The sequence below is a fragment of the Variovorax sp. GW821-FHT10B04 genome (assembly GCF_059415645.1).
This window is the reverse complement of record NZ_JBWKNQ010000006.1, coordinates 168,320-185,484: the sequence shown is the minus strand read 5'-3', so window position 1 is coordinate 185,484 and position 17,165 is coordinate 168,320. Positions and strand designations below refer to the sequence as shown.

The window sequence follows — 17,165 nt, the reverse complement described above, 5'->3', positions numbered from 1 at the left end:
GATGAAGATCGCCACACTCACTTCGCGCCACAGCTACTTCGAGGCCCTCGCCGTCGGCCGGGTCATGCGCCATGCGCGCGGCAAGACCGTCGAGGCCATCGAGAGCGTCATGCTCACCAACCTGGTGATGAATTCGGCGCCCGGCCACTTCGACGAGCATGCGATGAAGAGCTCGCCCTTCGGCCGGCGCGTCACCTACGGCGGCATCACCGCCGCGCTGGTGATCGGGCTGGCCAGCCAGGACACGGCCGAGAACGTGCTCGCGGAGATCGGTCTCACGGGCCTGCGCCTGAAGGCCTCGGTGTTCCTGGGCGACACGCTCTATGCCTATTCGGAGGTCGTTGCCAAGGAAGACGGCGACCGCCCCGATGCCGGTGTCGTGACCTTCAAGCACTGGGGCGTGAACCAGGACGACGTGCTGGTCTTCGAATGCGTGCGTACGGCCCTCGTCAAGCGCGAGAGCCATTGGGGCCAGCGTTGACGCCTCCACCCGTTTCGACCGGCGCGCTCGATGACCTTCGCGTCATCGACATGACGCACTTCCTGGCCGGCCCGTACTGCACGCAGATGCTGGCCGATCAGGGCGCCGACGTGATCAAGGTCGAGCCGCTGGGCGGCGACAGCACGCGCGCCTTCGGCCCCTTCCATGCGGACGACACGCTGCATGCCTACGCCGGCTACTTCGCGTCGGTCAATCGCAACAAGCGCTCGATCGCCATCAACCTCAAGCATGCGGAGGCGCGCGACGCGCTGCTCAAGCTGGTGGAGGGCGCCGACGTCATCGTCGAGAACTACCGCTCGGGCGTGATGGAACGCTTCGGCCTGTCGTACGAGACGCTGCGCGAGCTCAACCCGCGCCTGGTCTACGCCGCCATCCGTGGCTTCGGCGATGCGCGCACGCTGCCCAGCCCCTATGGCGACTGGCCCGCCTACGACGTGGTGGCCCAGGCGGTCGGCGGCATCATGGCCATCACCGGCGAAGTCGACGGCCAGCCCACCAAGGTCGGCCCCGGCGTGGGCGACCTGGTGCCGGCCATGATGTGCGCCTTCGGCATCGTCTGCGCGGTGCACCACGCGCGTCGTACCGGCCAGGGCCAGTTCGTCGACGTGAGCATGGTCGACTCGATGCTCGCGCTGTGCGAGCGCGTGATTCACCAGCATGCCTACGGCGGCCTCGTTCCCGGGCCGCAGGGCAATCACCATCCGTTCCTCTGCCCCTTCGGCACCTTCGAGACACGCGACGGCTGGTGCACGATCGCCGCGCACGACGACCCGATGTTCGCCGCGCTGAGCGGCCTCATCGGTCGGCCGGAGCTCCCGGCCGATCCGCGCTTCGCGACCTGGCAGCTGCGCTATGAGAACCGGGTGCCACTGATCGCGCTGGTCACCGAATTCACCGTGCGCCATACCAAGCAGGAACTGCTCGGCGTGCTGGGTGGCGTGGTGCCTTTCGGCCCGGTCTACAACGTCGACGAGATCGTGGCCGACCCGCATTTCGCGGCGCGCGAAATGATCGTCGAGGTCGAGCAGCCGGGCATGCGGCAACCGGTCCGCTTGGCCGGGGTGCCGGTCAAGATGAGTGCGACCCAGGGCCGCATCCGGCGCCGTGCGCCGCTCCTGGGCGAACACACCGACGAGATCCTGGCCGAGGCCGGCTACGCCGCGCACGACATCGAGCGCTGGCGCGACGAACAGGCCATCGGTCCGCGCCCACCTTCCATCAGCAAAGAGATCACGACATGACTTCACGTCCCCAGCGGCTGCGCCGCGTCCAGCTCGCCGTGCCCGGCTCCTCCGAGAAGATGATGGCCAAGGCGGCAGCGTCCGCGGCCGACCACGTGTTCCTCGACCTCGAGGACGCCGTCGCGCCGAGCCAGAAGGCCGAGGCGCGCAAGAAGGTCATCCACGCGCTCAACACGCTCGACTGGGGCAGGAAGACGCGCTGCGTTCGCATCAACGACCTGGGCACGCCCTACGCGTTCGAGGACATCATCCACGTGGTGGAGGCCGCCCACGGCAACCTCGACACCATCATGATGACCAAGGTGCGCAGCGCCTCGGACATCCTGTTCGCCGACACGCTGCTGCGCCAGCTCGAACTCAAGCTCGGGCTGACCCGGCGCATCGGCCTGGAAGCGCTGATCGAGGAAGTCGAGGCGCTGCAGAACGTCGACAGCATCGCGCGTTCGTGCGATCGGCTCGAGGCCCTGGTGTTCGGCATGGGCGACTTCTCGGCGTCCATGGGCACGCACATCACGCCCGACGGCAAGGTCGGCGCCTATCCCGGCGACATCTGGCACTACGCGCGCTTCCGGCTCGTCATGGCCTGCCGCGCGGCCGGCATCGACGCGGTCGACGGCCCGTTCGCCGACTTCCGCAACGAAGACCTCTACAAGGAAGACTGCCGCCGCGCGATGACGCTCGGCTGCGTCGGCAAGTGGGCGCTGCACCCGGCCCAGATCCCGTGGGCGCTCGATGTCTTCACGCCCGACCAGCAACACGTCGACCGTGCGCGCCGGCTGGCTGCCGCCTATGCCGAGGCGCAGGCCCGCGGCGAGGGCGCGATCCAGGTCGACGGCACCGTGGTCGACGTCGCGTCGATCCGCATGTTCAGCGCCATGTTGCACAAGGCCGACCTGATCGGCATGTGAGTCCACCCGCTTTCTCCAACTGCCCCAACCCCTGAAGGAAAGAATCGTGATCAAGTTCGCATCCGTTGTCTGGAGCGTCGTCCTGGCATGCGCCGCGCTTCCGTCCCATGCCCAGGACACCCTGGCCAAGATCAAGTCGTCGGGCGTGCTCGCCGTCGGCGTCAAGACCGACTACAAGCCCTGGGCCTACCTGGACGCTTCGGGCGCGATCGTCGGCATGGAGATCGACATGGCCAACGACCTGGCCAGGCGCCTCGGCGTGAAGCTGGAGATGGTGCCGGTCACGGCGGCCAACCGCATGGAGTTCCTGAACCAGGGGCGCATCGACCTGGTCCTCGCGACCATGGCCGACAAGCCCGATCGCCGCAAGGTGGTCGGCATGATCGAGCCGCAGTACTACGCCAGCGGCGGCAACCTGCTCGCGCCGAAGGCGGCCAAGCTCACCAGCTGGGAGCAACTGCGCGGCAAGAAGGTCTGCGCGATCCAGGGCGCGTACTACAACCGCGTGGCGGCCCAGCACTACGGCGCCGAGCTGGTGGTGTTCCCGGCCATTCCCGACGCGAAGAAGGCGCTGCAGGGCGGCAACTGCGTGGGCTTCATCTTCGACAGCTCGCTCATCGAGTCGATGCTGAAGGAAGGCTCGCCCGAATGGGCCGGCTACGAGATGCCGCTGAAGACCGAGGACGAGGAGCCGTGGGCCATGGGCGTGCGCCTGGCCGACCTGCCGGGCCCGTGGGGACAGATGCTGGTGGCCACGTCGAAGGACTGGCACAAGTCCGGCGCGCTGCTTGCTTACGAGAAGAAGTGGGGCATCCAGGTGAACCCCTACCTCGTCGACATGCAGAAGAAGTTCGCCGCAACGCCTTGATCCGCCGTCGAATGAACGACATGCCCGCCAGCCACGCGCCGTGGCAGCGGGCGCTCATCGGGAATGAAAGCGCAATGGTGGCGACATGACATGGAACCCGGCCGACTTCTTCCATTGGTTGAACGAGGCCCATTCGATCAACTTCTCGATCTTCTATGACGCCTACGACCGGGGCCGGTTCCTGCGCGGCGTGTGGACGACGCTCGCGCTGTCCGGCTGCAGCATCGTGTTGAGCGTGGTGCTCGGCGTGCTGGCGGCCTGGCTCCAGCAGGCGCCGTCCCGCGTGGTGCGGGCACTGGTCGCGGGCTACGTGCAGGTGTTCCGCAACACGCCGCAGCTCGTGCAGCTCGCGTTCTTCTATTTCGGCGTCAGCACGCTGCTGCCGACCATCACCAATGCGTCGGGCCAGGCGGTGCCGCTGATCAACAACTTCGGCTGGGCCGTGATCTCGCTGTCGCTGTTCTCGGGCGCCTTCAATGCCGAGATCTTCCGCGCCGGCATCGAGGCGGTGCCGTCCACCACGGTCGAGGCGGCCGAGTCGCTGGGCTACAGCCGCATCGGCGCCTATGTCCACGTGATCCTGCCGCTGGCGCTGCGCGTGTGCCTGCCGGCGCTGACCAACAACCTGATCGCGCTGGTGAAGCTCACCAGCCTGGCCTATGCGATCGGCGTGTCGGACATCCTGAGCATCTCCTCGCAGATCTGGACCGAGGCCATGAACGTGCGGGAAATGATGTTGGTGATGCTGGTCGTCTACGTGGCCCTCGTCGCGGTGCTCGCGGCGGCGATGGAGCGGCTGGAGCGTGCGTTGCGCGTGCCGGGGTTCGGCCATGGGTGAGCGTGGTTCCCCGCACGCCATGGCGGTGCTGAAGTCGTCGCCTGCGTCGCTGCGGATGGCCGGGCGCATCGATTGGGTGGCCGGCTGCGCTTCGCTGCGCACGCTGATGCTGCTGGCGCTGGGCTTCGCGTTCTCGCTGGCCTGGGCGCAGGGCCAGGCCGCACCGGGCCGGCCCGAGGTCTGGCAGCTCCTGATCAAGTGGACGCCGCTGGTGTTCAGCGGCTTCCTCTTCAACCTGCAGGTGAGCCTGCTGTCGATGGCGATCGGCACCGTGACCGGCGCGATGCTCGGGCTCGGCACGATGTCGCCGCGCCGCTGGGTGCGCGCGCTGTGCTGGCCCGTCGTGCACTTCTTCCGCAATGCGCCGTGGCTGGTCGTGCTCTTCGGCGTCATGCTGCTCGTGCCATTCCAGACCCAGGTGTTCGGTGTCGAGTTGCGCTTCGCGCCGTGGATGAAGGCGGTCGTCGGCCTGGCGTTGCCGGTGATGGCCAACGTCGCGGAGATCGTGCGCGGCGGCATCCAGACCATTCCGACCGCGCAGTGGGAGTCGGCCGATTCGCTCGCCTTCTCGCGTCGCCAGGCGCTCTGGATGATCGTGCTGCCGCAGGCCGTCAAGCGAATGATCCCGCCGTGGATGAACCAGTACGCGCTGCTGACGATGAACACCACCATCATCTCCATCGTCGGCATCCAGGAGGGACTCACGATGGTGCAGTCCGCGCTGTCGGCGGAGAGTCGCGGCGACCTGCTCATGCCGATGTACCTGATGCTGCTGACGATGTTCTTCGTCTATTGCTATCCGATTGCGCGGTCGACGCTGTGGCTCGAGCGCCGCTATGCCGTCAAGAACTGAAAGCCTCTTCCCATGACCCACCACCAGCTGGCCGCCCCGATCGTCGAGGCGAGCGGCATCACCAAGCGCTTCGGCACGCACGTGGTGCTGCAGGACGTGGACCTCACCGTGGCGCGCGGCGAGACCGTCTGCATCATCGGGCCGTCGGGCTCCGGCAAGTCGACCTTCCTGCGCTGCATCAATGGCCTGGCCGTGGTCGACAGCGGTTCGATCCGCGTCGACGGCCAGGAGGTGAACGACCCGCGGCTCGACAAGCTCGCGTTGCGCCGCAAGGTCGGCATCGTGTTTCAGCAGTACAACCTGTTCCCGCACAAGACCGCATTGCAGAACGTGATGATGGCGCCGGTGCATGTCCTCCGGCAGGACAAGGGCCAGGCCGAAGCGCATGCGCGCGAGCTGCTGCGCAAGGTCGGCCTGTCGGCCAAGGAAAAGAGCTTTCCGGGCGAGCTCTCGGGCGGCCAGCAGCAGCGCGTGGCGATCGCGCGCTCGCTGGCGATGAACCCGAAGGTCATGCTGTTCGACGAGGTGACCGCCGCGCTGGACCCCGAGACCAAGAAGGAAGTGCTGACCGCCATCCGCGACCTGGCCGCCGAAGGCATGACCTGCATCCTGGTCACCCACGAGATGGGCTTCGCGCGCGAAGTGGCCGACCGCATCTGCTTCACCGACGGCGGACGCATCGTCGAACAGGGGCCGCCCGCGCAGCTGCTGGACGACCCGCAGCATGCGCGCACGCGCGCCTTCCTCGATCACGTGATGTAGCCCGGCCAGGCCGAACACCACCACCCCCACAAACACTGGAGTCCGTATGAGCAGAACCGAAGTCAACGCCGGCATATCCGGCACCGTCTGGAAGATCGAAGTGGCCCTGGGCCAGACCGTGCAGGAAGACGAGTCCCTGATGATCATCGAGTCGATGAAGATGGAAATCCCGGTGCTGTCGCCGGGCCGCGGCGTGGTCGCCGAGATCCTGACCACCGAGGGCGCCGTGGTCGGCGAAGACCTCGTGGTCGTCGTGCTGAACAGCTGACCACCGAGACCCGAAAGCACCCACACCATGGCATTCGAGAACCAGATCCAGGAATTGCAGGCCCGCCGCCGGAAGGCGCAGGCCATGGGCTCGCAGAAGCGGCTCGACGAGCGGAAGTCCCACGGCATCCTGAACGCACGCGAGCGCGTCGCCGGCCTGGTCGACGCCGACAGCTTCGCTGAATGGGGGCAACTGGCGGTGTCGTCGCGCCGCGAAGACCTCGACCGTTCAGCCGCCGATGGCTACGTCAGCGGCTTCGCCCGCGTGGACGGCCGCGAGGTGGTGGTCCATGCCGCCGACTTCACCACGCTCGGCGCCTCGACCTCGGCGATCGGCGACAAGAAGTTCCGCCATGCGCGGCGCAACGCGGCGGAGAACGGCATGCCGCTGGTGCTCCTCAACGAATGCGCGGGCTCGCGCATCCCGGACATCATGGGGGCGCAGGGGCTGCACCATGCGGGCGAGCATTCGGCGCTGTGGCGCGACCGCTCGTCGCCGTGGGCCGCCGCCATCCTCGGGTTGACGTACGGCGACGGGTCCTTCTACGCCGCGATGTCCGACTTCGTCGTGATGCGCAAGGGCGCGGTCATGGCGGTGTCGAGCGAGCACGTGACCTCGGTCGCGATGGCCGAGTCGAACGACCCGCGCGAGTTCGGTGGCTGGGAAGTGCAGACCGCCGTCACCGGCCTGGTCGATTGCGCCGTCGACACCGACGAAGAGGCGCTCGCGCAGATCCGCCGCTTCCTGTCGTACCTGCCCTCGCACTGCAACGAGCGCGCGCCGCGCGTGCCGGTGCCGGCCGGTGCGGGTGCGAACCAGGAGCGCCTGCTCGAACTGCTGCCCGAAAGCCCGAAGCGGGCCTACGACGTGCGCCGCATCGTCGAGGTGATCGTCGACCCGGGCAGCTTCTTTCCGCTGAAGGAACGTTTTGCGCGGGTGGCCTGCACCGGGCTGGCACGGCTCGACGGCGAGACCGTCGGCATCATCGCGATCAACCCGCTGCACAAGGGCGGCGCGCTCGACGCCGACGCCTGCGACAAGATCGTGAGCCTGATCGTGCTGTGCGACAGCTTCAACATCCCGATCGTCACGCTGGCCGACACGCCCGGCTTCATGGTGGGTGCGGCGGGCGAGCGGCAGAAGATGCCCGGCAAGATCATGAACTACCTGCAGGCGCTGGGCGCGAGCACCGTGCCCAAGCTCACCGTGGTGATGCGCAAGTCCTATGGGCAGGCCCACCTGAACATGGGCGCGGGCTATGCGGACGAGCTGGCGGGCTGGTTCACGGCCGAGGTCAGCCTGATGGGCCGCGAACCCGCGATGAACGTGCTGCACCGCCTCAAGCCCGGCGAGACGCCCGAGGCCTATGCGCAGCTCGAGGCCGAGCTGGCACGCGACACCTCGGCGTACGCGCTGGCCGAGGCCTTCATGGCGCAGACCGTGCTGGACCCGCGCGAGACCCGCGACTGGCTCATCCGCATGCTGTCCTTCCATGCGCGCAAGAAAGGCGGCGGGCTCGGATTGAAGCGGATGGCGAACTGGCCCACCACCTACTGAGCATGGCGATGTCCACGACTTCCACCGAGGCGGTGCCGCCGCAGCGCGACCTGGGCCTGCGCGCGTCCTTCGACTTCTTCACCCACGAGCACCTGCGCATTGCCGATCTCGACGTCAACCTGCACGTCAACAACGTGGCGATCCTCAGCCTGTTCGAGAACGTGCGCAACCGCTACATCCAGGAGCGCACGCCGCTCGTGCGGGACGACCGGACGACCTACATGCTGGTTCACCTGGACGTCGACTACAAATCCGAACTCCACTATCCTGGCGTGGTCGACGCCGCCTGCACCGTGCTGGAGGTGCGTCGCACCTCCGTCCTCTTCGGGCAGGCGGTGTTTTCCGGCGACCGCGTGGCGGCGGTAGGCCATGCGATCGTGGTGGCGGTGGACCGGGCCAGCAAGCGCGGGCTGCCCTTCACCGAAGAGATGAAGCTGCGCTTCCGGTAGGCGTTGCCGGACGGCACGCGCGACCTGCACGTGCCCGTACGGCGTGCGTGCGTGTCGCCCGCCTGCCGTGCACAGACAGTTTGCTCATAAGCAAGCAATAAATCCGTCGTTCCTGAGACGGTGCCCGGGTTCTAGAGTCGCGGACTTCCGACCTCTACGAGTTCCTGCGCGATGACCGTTCTCGCCCCCGAAGTTTCCGCCCCGACAAGCCAGACCGCCCAGGCCTTCGAAGTCCGCCGCTTCGACGCGCCCGTCGGCGCAGAGATCGTCGGGCTCGACATCTCGAAGCCGATCAGCGAGAGCGACTTCGCGCGCATCCATCGCGCCCACCTCGACCACCACGTGCTGGTGTTCCGCGACCAGCGCGTGTCGCCCCAGGCGCACATCGATTTCAGCCGCCGCTTCGGGCCGCTCGAGATCCACGTGCTGCACCAGTTCCAGCTGGCCAACCACCCGGAGATCCTGATCGTCTCGAACATCAAGGAGAACGGCGAGCCCATCGGGCTCGGCGATGCCGGCGTCTACTGGCATTCCGACATCTCGTACAAGCCGAAGCCCAGCCTCGGCTCCCTGCTGCACGCGCAGGAGCTGCCGAGCGAAGGCGGCGACACGCTGTTCGCCGACCAGCACCTGGCGTGGGAGGCACTCAGCCCCGAACTCCAACAGCGCATCCTGCCGCTGCAGGCGGAGCACAGCTACCTTGCGAAGTACGAGGAACTGCGTGCCAGGAACCCGTGGCGGCCCAAGCTCTCGCAAGCGCAGATCGACCAGGTGGCGCCGGCCGTGCATCCGGTCGTCCGCACGCATCCCGAGACCGGGCGCAAGGCGCTCTTCGTCAGCGAGCACTTCACGACCCGGATCGTCGATCTGCCGAAGGACGAGGGCGACGCGCTGCTCGCCGAACTGTTCGCGCACAGCGTCAGGCCCGAGTTCATCTACCGCCACGCGTGGCAGCCATACGACCTGGTGTTCTGGGACAACCGGTCGCTGATGCACCTGGCCGCCGGCACGCCCGACCACCTGCGCCGCAGGCTCAACCGCACCACCGTCGTCGGCGACACGCCGCGCTGAGCCACTTCGCGCACCGCGCCACTTTCACTCTCTCAAGGTCGACTGGACATGAACTCATTCACGCGCAAGGCGGCGGCCATCGTGGCCGGCCTGGGCCTCACGCTCGGCAGCATCGCCGCGCACGCCGAGGGGCAGATCCGCATCGCGGAGCAATTCGGCATCGTCTACCTGCTGCTCAACGTGGCGCAGGACCAGAAGCTGATCGAGAAGCACGCGAAGGCCCTGGGCGTCGACGCGAAGGTCGAATGGGTCAAGCTGTCCGGCGGCTCGGCCGTCAATGACGCGCTGCTGTCCGGCAACATCGAGATCGCCGGCGCGGGCGTCGGCCCGCTGCTCACGTTGTGGGACCGCACCAAGGGCAAGCAGAACGTGAAGGGCGTGGCCTCGCTCGGCAACTTCCCGTATTACCTGGTGAGCAACAATCCGAACGTGAAGTCCATCGCGGACTTCACCGACAAGGACCGCATCGCGGTGCCTGCGGTCGGCGTGTCGGTGCAGTCGCGCGTGCTGCAGCTGGCGTCGGCCAAGCTGTGGGGCGACAAGGACTACGCGAAGCTCGACGCGATCAGCGTCGCGCTGCCGCACCCCGACGCGGCCGCCGCGATCATCAAGGGCGGCACCGAGATCACCGGGCACTTCGGCAATCCGCCGTTCCAGGAGCAGGAGCTGGCGGGCAATCCGGCGGCGCACATCGTGCTGAACTCCTACCAGGTGCTCGGTGGTCCGTCTTCGGCCACCGTGCTGTACGCGACGGAGAAGTTCCGCAGCGAGAACCCGAAGACCTACCAGGCCTTCGTCGATGCGCTGAACGATGCGGCGCAGTTCGTCACGGCCAACCCCGAGAAGGCGGCCGACATCTACATCAAGGTGAGCAACGCGAAGATCGATCGCGGCCTGCTGCTGAAGATCATCCAGAACCCCGAAGTGCAATTCAAGACCGCACCCCAGAACACCTATGCGCTGGCCGAATTCATGCACCGCGTGGGCGCGATCAAGAACAAGCCGGCATCGGTGAAGGACTACTTCTTCGACGATGCACAGAACGCGGCCGGGAACTGACATGCGCAGCTTGAAAAAGACCATCCTGGCGGGCGTGGCCGCGCTGCTTGCGCTGCAGGGCGCGGCGCACGCCGAGGGCAAGATCAGCATTGCGCAGCAGTTCGGCATCGGCTACCTGATCCTCGACGTGGTGCGCGACCAGCAGCTGATCGAGAAGCACGGCAAGCAGCAAGGGCTCGACATCGCGGTCGACTGGGCGAGCATCTCGGGCTCGACCGGCATGAACGAAGCGCTGCTGGCGGGCGCGCTCGACGTGGTGTCGGCCGGTGTGCCGCCGATGCTCACGCTGTGGGACCGCACCAGGGGACGGCAGAACGTGAAGGCGGTGGCCGCACTCGGCTCGCTGCCCAACTACCTGCTGTCGAACAACCCCGCCGTGAAGACGCTGAAGGACCTGAGCGAGAAGGACCGCATCGCGGTGCCGGCCGCAGGCGTCGGCTTCCAGTCGCGCACGCTGCAGATCGAGACCGCGCGCCTGTTCGGCAAGGACGACTTCAAGCGCTTCGACAACATCTCGGTGAGCCTGCCGCATCCCGAGGCGACGGCCGCACTGATCGCTGGCGGTTCGGAGATCAATACCCATTTCTCGAGCGCACCGTTCTACTACCAGGCGCTGGCCGCGAACAGGAACATCCACAAGGTCATCGGTTCGTACGAGATCCTCGGCGGGCCCGCGACCTTCAACGTGCTCTACACCACGCAGAAGTTCCACGACGAGAACCCGAAGACCTACAAGGCCTTCTACGCCGCACTGGTGGAGGCCGCGCAACTGATCCAGGCCGACAAGGCGAAGGCGGCGGACATCTTCATTCGCGTGCAGAAGTCCAAGCTCGCACCGGAGCTGGTGCGCCGGATCGTGGAGGACCCGGAGAACGACTTCACCGTGTCGCCGCATCGCACCTTCGTCTATGCGGACGAGCTGTACAAGCTCGGCGTGATCAAGAACAAGGCGGCGTCGTGGAAGGACTACTTCTTCGAAGAGGCCTACGCGCAGCCGGGGTCGTGAAATTGGCTCTCCCCCAGGCTAGCTCGCTTCGCGTAGCCGCCAACCCCCTTCCGGGGGCAACACCGACGGCCCGGCGAAGCCGGTTCCGTGGTGTTTCTGGTGAAGAGCGCGTCTCGGACGCCGGTTCCGATGCTCGCACCGACGTTGACGCCGGCGCCTTGCTCCAGGTCGATGGCGTGAGTCTCGAATACCGCACGCCGGAACGCGTGGTGCGTGCGACGCACCGGGTGAGCTTCGACATGCACGAAGCCGATCGCTTCGTGCTGCTGGGCCCGTCGGGCTGCGGCAAGTCGACCTTGCTGAAGGCGATCGGTGGCTTCATCGCGCCGGTGGAGGGCGAGATCCGCCTCGATGGCCGCGTGGTCACCGCGCCGGGGCCGGACCGCATCGTCGTGTTCCAGGAGTTCGACCAGCTGCCGCCGTGGAAGACGGTGAAGCAGAACGTGATGTTTCCGCTGCTGGCCTCGCGCACGCTCGGCCGCAAGGAGGCCGCCGAGCGCGCACTGCACTACCTCGACAAGGTCGGCCTCGCGAAGTTCGCGGACGTGCATCCGCACCAGCTCTCGGGCGGCATGAAGCAGCGCGTGGCCATCGCACGCGCGCTCGCCATGCAGCCTCGCGTGCTGTTGATGGACGAGCCCTTCGCCGCGCTCGACGCGCTGACGCGCCGCAAGATGCAGGAAGAGTTGCTGCAGCTGTGGGACGAGGTGCGCTTCACGCTGCTGTTCGTCACGCATTCGATCGAGGAGGCGATGGTGGTCGGCAGCCGCATCGCGCTGCTGTCGCCGCATCCGGGGCGCATGCGTGCCGAGATCAACAGCCATGCCTACGGGCTCGACAGCCTGGGCGGCGCCGAATTCCAGGCCACCGCGCAACGCATCCATCACATGCTGTTCGACGAACAGGACACTGTCGCGCCATGAGTGTCGCGCCGCCCCGGCAAGCTCGCCCGAAGGTATACCGATGACTGCATCGACCCCGCCGATCCGCCCCGAGTACGAGCTTCGGCTCGAGCCCTTCAACGCGCTGCCTGTCGAGCGTCCGCTGCCGCTGGCCACGCGCGTCTGGGCGCAGGGCTGGCTGCGCAAGGGGATCATCCTGGTCGTGCTCGCCGTGCTGTGGGAGCTGGCGGCACGCTGGCAGGACAACGACCTGCTGCTGCCGACCTTCAGCGCCACCGCCCGCGCGCTGGTCGACGGCCTGGCCAGCGGCGAGCTGGTGCAGAAGGTCGGCATCTCCTTGTCGGTGCTGCTGCAGGGCTACATCGGCGGCGTGCTGCTGGCCTTCGTGCTGACCACGCTGGCGGTGTCGACCCAGCTCGGCCGCGACCTGCTGGCCACGCTGACCTCGATGTTCAATCCGCTGCCCGCCATCGCACTGCTGCCACTGGCGCTGCTGTGGTTCGGGCTGGGCCGTGGCAGCCTGGTGTTCGTGCTGATCCATTCGGTGCTGTGGCCGCTGGCGCTCAACACCTATGCCGGCTTCCAGGCCGTGCCCGAGACACTGCGCATGGCCGGGCGCAACTATGGGCTGCGCGGCCTGCGCTACGTGCTGCAGATCCTCGTGCCGGCGGCGCTGCCGGCGATCCTCTCGGGCCTCAAGATCGGCTGGGCCTTCGCGTGGCGCACGCTGATCGCGGCCGAACTCGTGTTCGGCGCCTCGTCCGGCAAAGGCGGACTCGGCTGGTACATCTTCCAGAACCGCAACGAGCTCTACACCGACCGGGTGTTCGCCGGGCTCGCGATGGTGGTGCTGATCGGCCTGGCCGTCGAGACCCTGGGCTTCGCGACACTCGAACGCCTGACCATCCGTCGCTGGGGCCAGCAGCGCTAGAACCCTGTCTCAGGATGTGGATGGTGGCTTGCCGAGCGCAAGCCGCAGGCCGAGGGGCAGGGCGATGCGCGGCAACCGCTGCTCGCTGCGCACCAGGCCGATCTCCAGGCGCAGCAGGGCATCGTGCAGCGCCGACGCGGACGGCGGCCGCAGCCCATGGAGGTCGCGGTAGATCGTGCCGGCCTGCCAGCGGCTGGTGGGCCACATCCAGTCGCACGGGTCATGGTCCATGGAGCGGCCCCACGCGGGCATCGTGGCCGGCGGGACGGGCACCGCACACACGTCGAGCCGCCAGTCGTGGGGCGTGGGTTCGGCCAACGTCCAGAACGTCTCGATGAACAGCATGCAGCGGCGCGTGAGTTCGGTCGGGCCGGCACGCACGCCGAGCAGGCGCAACGGGCCGATCTGCACCGGCGTGGCGAGCCGTGCCTCGGGCGGTATGTCGCGGGCCTCCCACTCCGGCCGCGCCACCACGGCGGCACGCATCGCAGGAAGGTGGTGCGCGGCCTTGGCGGGAATCGGCACGGCGCGCGCCTCGGCCGGCGCCGGTGCGCGCTGCGGCGGATGCAGATCGATCACGCATTGCCCGTTGTCCGTCCGCTGGAACTGCGCGCCCAATGCGGCGCTCTTGTCGATGAAGCGTTGCGCTGCCGCCTGTGCCTGAACGCCTCCGCGCTGCACCGTGCGGCCGAAGCCGACCTGGATCGGCGTGAACACCACGCGGCGCACGCCCGTCGCGTCCAGCGACAACGAGAACACGCCCGCTTCGTCATCGTCGCGGGTGATTGCATCGAACAGCAGGTCGCCGGCGTCGTGGACGATCGGCCGCTCCCTGTAGATCTCCACGCCCTGCAGCAGATGCGCGGACGCACCGAGGATCGCGTCCGCACCGGCATCGATCACCGCATGGCCGACCGCGATCTCGTCGGCGCCCGGCGCGGCCTCGCCGTTCGGTCCCCAGTGCAGCGCGACGAGCACGACGTCGGCCTCGCGTCGTGCCTGCTCGATCCGCGGTGCGAGGCACTCGGTCCAGGCGGATGGCGATGCCAGCGACAGGTGGGCATGGCCGAAGCGTGCCGGCCCGGCCGTGAAGTGCGGCTGGGTCGCGTCGATGGAGAAGATGGCCACGCGCACGTCGCCGGCACGCCGAAGCACCGGCGCGAAGGCCGCATCGACCGTCGGGCCGGAGCCCGCGTGGCCGATGCCCGCGGCATCGAGCAGCGCGGCCTGCTCGGCCAGCGCCTCGGGGCCGTAGTCGCCGCTGTGGTTGTTGGCCGTCGTCACGACGTCGATGCCGGCCGCTGCGAGCACCTTCAGCATCTCGGGCCGCGCACGGTAGTAATAGGGGGCCGACTCGCCCTTGGCCACGCCGTGCCGGCCCGCGGTCGCGACCACGCATTCGAGATTGACGATCGCCAGGTCCGCATGGGCCAGCATGGGCACGCCCGCGAGCGCGTCGGCGGCGCCCATCGCCTGCGTGCGGTAGTGCTGGCGCCGGCCGAGATTGACGTCGCCACCCCAGGCGACCACGGGCAGGGCAGGGGAGGACGTCATCGGATCTGGATGGGAAGTCGCATGCTTCGATCGATGATACGCAGGCGGCGTGCTGCGCGACCGGGGCCGTCATACACTCATCGGCGATGAAACTCATACCGGGCCGGTCATGACAGCTGCTTTCAAATCCTGGGTTCATGCGCCGCTGCTCCGTGCCTTCATCGTCGCCGCCGTCGTGACGTTGCACGGCCTTGCCGCCGGGGCTCAGCCGAGTTCGCAGGCCGTCGTCATCGAGGGCCTGGTCAAGTCGGCATTGACGGTCGATGCGGAGGCATTGGCGACTTCGCCCGCCGCCGACGTCGTCCAGTTCCAGCAGCCTCGAACCGTCCAGGGCGTTGCCACGTCGTCGACCGTGCGGGGCGTCCGGCTTGCTTCGCTGATCGAGCGGGCCGGCCTCTTGTCAGCCGACCGCAACGAGTGGAAGACCCTGGTGGTGATCGCGACCGCCACCGATGGCTACCGCGCCGTGTTCTCGTGGCCGGAGCTGACGAACACGGCCGTCGGCGACGGCGTGCTGGTGCTGTTCGAGCGCGACGGCCGATCCCTGGACGACCACGAGGGGCGCATCGCGCTCATCTCGAACGCCGATCGCCGTGCAGGACCGCGCTATGTGCGCAATCTCGCGCGCATCGAAGTCCGGTCCCTCGACTGACGCCAGGATCGCAGGGACATGAAACCCAAGGTCCAGTTTCGTTTGCGCATCCACCGTGACGACGACGTCGCGGTCGGCCCGGGCAAGATCGCGCTGCTCGAGGCGATCGCGGAGACCGGCTCGATCTCGGCGGCCGGCCGGCAGCTGGGCATGTCGTACCGGCGCGCCTGGATGCTGATCGACGAGATGAACCGCGCACTGAGCTCGCCGGCCGTCAGCACCGCGGCTGGCGGCGCACATGGCGGCGGCACGCAGCTGACCGATACCGGCCGGAAGATGATCAAGCACTACCGCGCCATCGAGAGCACCGCCCGCCTGGCCGCGGCGTCCGACATCGCTGCGCTGACCCGGCTGCTCGCGCCTTGATCAGGGCATCGGCCGGGCACACCAGGACGGTCCGGCTTCTGGCGGCGTTCCTGCATCCTCTTCGGTCGGGGCGGTGGAAAACGCCGCGGCAAAGCAGCCGACGCCGGCGCCGCGCAAGGGAATGAACGGCACCTGCTGACGCTGGCACAGGCGCTTGAGATTGCCTGCGGAATCGTGGTCGATGCAGTCGACCGGAAACACGACGACCTCGGCCCATGCGACGGCCGAAGCCAGCAGCCCCTTGCGATCTTCCAGCCCGCCACCGTGGCGCTGGAGCTGTCCGCCATGCCGCAGCACCAGGTCGCGGATGGCCGGCGCGGTGCTCGGGCGCCCACCCACGTACAGGATGCGCCGCCCCCGGAGCTGGCTGTCGATGAAGGACGCTGCGCCGGGGTCGCCGTCGCTCATGCTGCGGAACTGGCCTTCCATGGCGCCGAGTTCCCTGGTCAGCGCCACGGCGTGTTGCCGCAGGTGCGCCAGCTCGTCGTTCAGCCTCGCGACCTCGGCGGCCGCCGCCGCGGATGCCTGCTCGGCGCGCTCGCGCCGCTCGGTCTGCAGGGCGACCAGCGCTGAAGTCTCGACAGGCGAGTTCGGCGCCGATGCACCCGGCGCCATGCGGGATTCGAGCTCGGCCAGCCTGGCCCGCAGGCTCGCGGCCTGAACGGCGTCCTGCTCGAGCGAGGAAATCCGCCTTTCCTTCTCCTCGAACACTTCCTGCGACCTGGTCTGCTGGCGGTCCAGCCGCTCGTGCAGCTCGGCGTTCTCGCGCTCGAGCGCGACGAGGCGCCGGATGTCGGCACGGTTCGCCGCGCCGACCAGGTGCGACAGCATGTGCACGTCGCCGAAGACTCGCTGCCGCAGTTCCGTCGTGGCCTTTCGGTGCGTCAGCACGGCCCAGTACGCGCCGGGAACCTCGCCCTGGCGCAGCGCTTCTTCCCAATGCGCCTGCAGCGCCGCGGCGTCGGGGGCCTTCGCATACCGCTGGATGGATGGCGCATGGCGCTGGTCCAGCGCCTTCTGCAATGCCTTCGTTACCGGCGCATTCCGTGACGAGAGCCCGACCGTCTCGTGATGGATGTCCAGGTCGCTGGCGCCATGGACATCGATGAAGCGGCCCATCAGCTTTCTCAGCTCGGCCGTCGTCATGCACGTGCCGATCACCGAGCAATGGAAATGCATGTCCAGCTGGGACAGCCGTGTGCGGCCGTTCGTCGCGATGTCGTCGTCGTGCGCTTCATTGCAGCACGCGGACCGGAGCTGCCTGGGGCCGTCCTGGTGCAGGGAATCGGCGGCGTTGGCGGGAACGGAGAGCCTGAAGGGTGGATTGAGCATCGTGAGGTCCATGCGGGGCGTGCGCCAGGGTCGCGAAAGCCCGGAG

The 17,165-nt window shown here is 67.9% G+C and carries 19 protein-coding genes; 17 read left to right on the top strand and 2 right to left on the bottom strand.

Annotated elements, in window-relative coordinates:
* The first annotated feature begins 1 nt into the window (after nucleotide 1).
* The 15 genes from AC07PZ_RS17090 to AC07PZ_RS17020 all read left to right on the top strand — a co-directional run bounded on the left by AC07PZ_RS17090 (nucleotide 2) and on the right by AC07PZ_RS17020 (nucleotide 13,215).
* A complete protein-coding gene (locus AC07PZ_RS17090) occupies nucleotides 2-481 on the top strand; it encodes a MaoC family dehydratase (protein ID WP_495296311.1) in 480 nt (159 codons plus the stop codon).
* Entirely contained in the window at nucleotides 478-1,743 is a 1,266-nt protein-coding gene (locus AC07PZ_RS17085) for a CaiB/BaiF CoA transferase family protein (RefSeq protein WP_495296310.1), read from the top strand. The genes AC07PZ_RS17090 and AC07PZ_RS17085 overlap by 4 nt, the downstream gene beginning before the upstream one ends.
* A complete protein-coding gene (locus AC07PZ_RS17080) occupies nucleotides 1,740-2,651 on the top strand; it encodes an HpcH/HpaI aldolase/citrate lyase family protein (RefSeq protein WP_495296309.1) in 912 nt (303 codons plus the stop codon). The genes AC07PZ_RS17085 and AC07PZ_RS17080 overlap by 4 nt, the downstream gene beginning before the upstream one ends.
* A 46-nt stretch (nucleotides 2,652-2,697) precedes the next feature.
* Complete coding sequence (locus tag AC07PZ_RS17075) at nucleotides 2,698-3,519, top strand: transporter substrate-binding domain-containing protein (RefSeq protein ID WP_495296308.1); 822 nt, start codon at nucleotides 2,698-2,700, stop codon at nucleotides 3,517-3,519.
* An 85-nt stretch (nucleotides 3,520-3,604) separates the two neighbouring features.
* Complete coding sequence (locus tag AC07PZ_RS17070) at nucleotides 3,605-4,357, top strand: amino acid ABC transporter permease (protein WP_495296307.1); 753 nt, start codon at nucleotides 3,605-3,607, stop codon at nucleotides 4,355-4,357.
* Between the two features lie 19 nt (nucleotides 4,358-4,376).
* The gene (locus AC07PZ_RS17065) at nucleotides 4,377-5,210 is read left to right on the top strand and encodes an amino acid ABC transporter permease (protein ID WP_495296306.1); all 834 of its coding nucleotides are present in this window, start codon (nucleotides 4,377-4,379) and stop codon (nucleotides 5,208-5,210) included.
* 39 nt (nucleotides 5,211-5,249) lie between these two features.
* Complete coding sequence (locus tag AC07PZ_RS17060) at nucleotides 5,250-5,972, top strand: amino acid ABC transporter ATP-binding protein (RefSeq protein WP_495296466.1); 723 nt, start codon at nucleotides 5,250-5,252, stop codon at nucleotides 5,970-5,972.
* Nucleotides 5,973-6,018: 46 nt separating this feature from the next.
* Complete coding sequence (locus AC07PZ_RS17055) at nucleotides 6,019-6,240, top strand: acyl-CoA carboxylase biotin carboxyl carrier protein subunit (RefSeq protein ID WP_495296305.1); 222 nt, start codon at nucleotides 6,019-6,021, stop codon at nucleotides 6,238-6,240.
* Nucleotides 6,241-6,267: 27 nt separating this feature from the next.
* Nucleotides 6,268-7,797, top strand: a complete 1,530-nt coding sequence (locus AC07PZ_RS17050) for an acyl-CoA carboxylase subunit beta (protein ID WP_495296304.1) — start codon at nucleotides 6,268-6,270, stop codon at nucleotides 7,795-7,797.
* Nucleotides 7,798-7,805: 8 nt separating this feature from the next.
* Nucleotides 7,806-8,246 carry an acyl-CoA thioesterase gene (locus tag AC07PZ_RS17045; RefSeq protein ID WP_495296303.1) on the top strand — a complete coding sequence of 147 codons (441 nt, stop codon included), beginning with the start codon at nucleotides 7,806-7,808 and terminating at the stop codon, nucleotides 8,244-8,246.
* 171 nt (nucleotides 8,247-8,417) lie between these two features.
* The gene (locus AC07PZ_RS17040; RefSeq protein WP_495296302.1) at nucleotides 8,418-9,317 is read left to right on the top strand and encodes a TauD/TfdA dioxygenase family protein; all 900 of its coding nucleotides are present in this window, start codon (nucleotides 8,418-8,420) and stop codon (nucleotides 9,315-9,317) included.
* A gap of 48 nt (nucleotides 9,318-9,365) precedes the next feature.
* On the top strand, nucleotides 9,366-10,376 hold the full coding sequence (locus AC07PZ_RS17035; RefSeq protein ID WP_495296301.1) for an ABC transporter substrate-binding protein: 1,011 nt from the start codon (nucleotides 9,366-9,368) through the stop codon (nucleotides 10,374-10,376).
* A gap of 1 nt (nucleotide 10,377) precedes the next feature.
* A complete protein-coding gene (locus AC07PZ_RS17030; protein WP_495296300.1) occupies nucleotides 10,378-11,382 on the top strand; it encodes an ABC transporter substrate-binding protein in 1,005 nt (334 codons plus the stop codon).
* A 158-nt stretch (nucleotides 11,383-11,540) separates the two neighbouring features.
* Nucleotides 11,541-12,305: an ABC transporter ATP-binding protein gene (locus AC07PZ_RS17025; protein ID WP_495296299.1), complete on the top strand. Its 765-nt coding sequence runs from the start codon at nucleotides 11,541-11,543 to the stop codon at nucleotides 12,303-12,305.
* Between the two features lie 40 nt (nucleotides 12,306-12,345).
* Nucleotides 12,346-13,215 carry an ABC transporter permease gene (locus tag AC07PZ_RS17020; RefSeq protein ID WP_495296298.1) on the top strand — a complete coding sequence of 290 codons (870 nt, stop codon included), beginning with the start codon at nucleotides 12,346-12,348 and terminating at the stop codon, nucleotides 13,213-13,215.
* 9 nt (nucleotides 13,216-13,224) lie between these two features.
* Here AC07PZ_RS17020 and AC07PZ_RS17015 read toward each other — a convergent pair whose 3' ends face one another.
* Complete coding sequence (locus AC07PZ_RS17015) at nucleotides 13,225-14,769, bottom strand: CapA family protein (protein WP_495296297.1); 1,545 nt, start codon at nucleotides 14,767-14,769, stop codon at nucleotides 13,225-13,227.
* A 109-nt stretch (nucleotides 14,770-14,878) separates the two neighbouring features.
* Here AC07PZ_RS17015 and AC07PZ_RS17010 point away from each other — a divergent pair, with 109 nt between their 5' ends.
* Both AC07PZ_RS17010 and AC07PZ_RS17005 read left to right on the top strand, forming a co-directional pair.
* Nucleotides 14,879-15,421 carry a molybdopterin-dependent oxidoreductase gene (locus AC07PZ_RS17010; protein ID WP_495296296.1) on the top strand — a complete coding sequence of 181 codons (543 nt, stop codon included), beginning with the start codon at nucleotides 14,879-14,881 and terminating at the stop codon, nucleotides 15,419-15,421.
* An 18-nt stretch (nucleotides 15,422-15,439) separates the two neighbouring features.
* On the top strand, nucleotides 15,440-15,787 hold the full coding sequence (locus AC07PZ_RS17005; protein WP_495296295.1) for a winged helix-turn-helix domain-containing protein: 348 nt from the start codon (nucleotides 15,440-15,442) through the stop codon (nucleotides 15,785-15,787).
* Here the strand turns inward: AC07PZ_RS17005 and AC07PZ_RS17000 are convergent, their stop codons facing one another.
* On the bottom strand, nucleotides 15,788-17,119 hold the full coding sequence (locus AC07PZ_RS17000) for a DUF2325 domain-containing protein (protein ID WP_495296294.1): 1,332 nt from the start codon (nucleotides 17,117-17,119) through the stop codon (nucleotides 15,788-15,790).
* Between the last annotated feature and the right edge of the window lie 46 nt (nucleotides 17,120-17,165).

Excerpts from the sequence above, each read along its gene's own strand:
- AC07PZ_RS17090 (WP_495296311.1), top strand. The coding sequence starts at position 2 with ATGAAGATCGCCACACTCACTTCGCGCCACAGCTACTTCGAGGCCCTC.
- AC07PZ_RS17080 (WP_495296309.1), top strand. The coding sequence starts at position 1,740 with ATGACTTCACGTCCCCAGCGGCTGCGCCGCGTCCAGCTCGCCGTGCCC.
- AC07PZ_RS17070 (WP_495296307.1), top strand. The coding sequence starts at position 3,605 with ATGACATGGAACCCGGCCGACTTCTTCCATTGGTTGAACGAGGCCCAT.
- AC07PZ_RS17065 (WP_495296306.1), top strand. The coding sequence starts at position 4,377 with ATGGCGGTGCTGAAGTCGTCGCCTGCGTCGCTGCGGATGGCCGGGCGC.
- AC07PZ_RS17055 (WP_495296305.1), top strand. The coding sequence starts at position 6,019 with ATGAGCAGAACCGAAGTCAACGCCGGCATATCCGGCACCGTCTGGAAG.
- AC07PZ_RS17050 (WP_495296304.1), top strand. The coding sequence starts at position 6,268 with ATGGCATTCGAGAACCAGATCCAGGAATTGCAGGCCCGCCGCCGGAAG.
- AC07PZ_RS17045 (WP_495296303.1), top strand. The coding sequence starts at position 7,806 with ATGTCCACGACTTCCACCGAGGCGGTGCCGCCGCAGCGCGACCTGGGC.
- AC07PZ_RS17040 (WP_495296302.1), top strand. The coding sequence starts at position 8,418 with ATGACCGTTCTCGCCCCCGAAGTTTCCGCCCCGACAAGCCAGACCGCC.
- AC07PZ_RS17035 (WP_495296301.1), top strand. The coding sequence starts at position 9,366 with ATGAACTCATTCACGCGCAAGGCGGCGGCCATCGTGGCCGGCCTGGGC.
- AC07PZ_RS17030 (WP_495296300.1), top strand. The coding sequence starts at position 10,378 with ATGCGCAGCTTGAAAAAGACCATCCTGGCGGGCGTGGCCGCGCTGCTT.
- AC07PZ_RS17020 (WP_495296298.1), top strand. The coding sequence starts at position 12,346 with ATGACTGCATCGACCCCGCCGATCCGCCCCGAGTACGAGCTTCGGCTC.
- AC07PZ_RS17015 (WP_495296297.1), bottom strand. The coding sequence starts at position 14,769 with ATGACGTCCTCCCCTGCCCTGCCCGTGGTCGCCTGGGGTGGCGACGTC.
- AC07PZ_RS17010 (WP_495296296.1), top strand. The coding sequence starts at position 14,879 with ATGACAGCTGCTTTCAAATCCTGGGTTCATGCGCCGCTGCTCCGTGCC.
- AC07PZ_RS17005 (WP_495296295.1), top strand. The coding sequence starts at position 15,440 with ATGAAACCCAAGGTCCAGTTTCGTTTGCGCATCCACCGTGACGACGAC.
- AC07PZ_RS17000 (WP_495296294.1), bottom strand. The coding sequence starts at position 17,119 with ATGCTCAATCCACCCTTCAGGCTCTCCGTTCCCGCCAACGCCGCCGAT.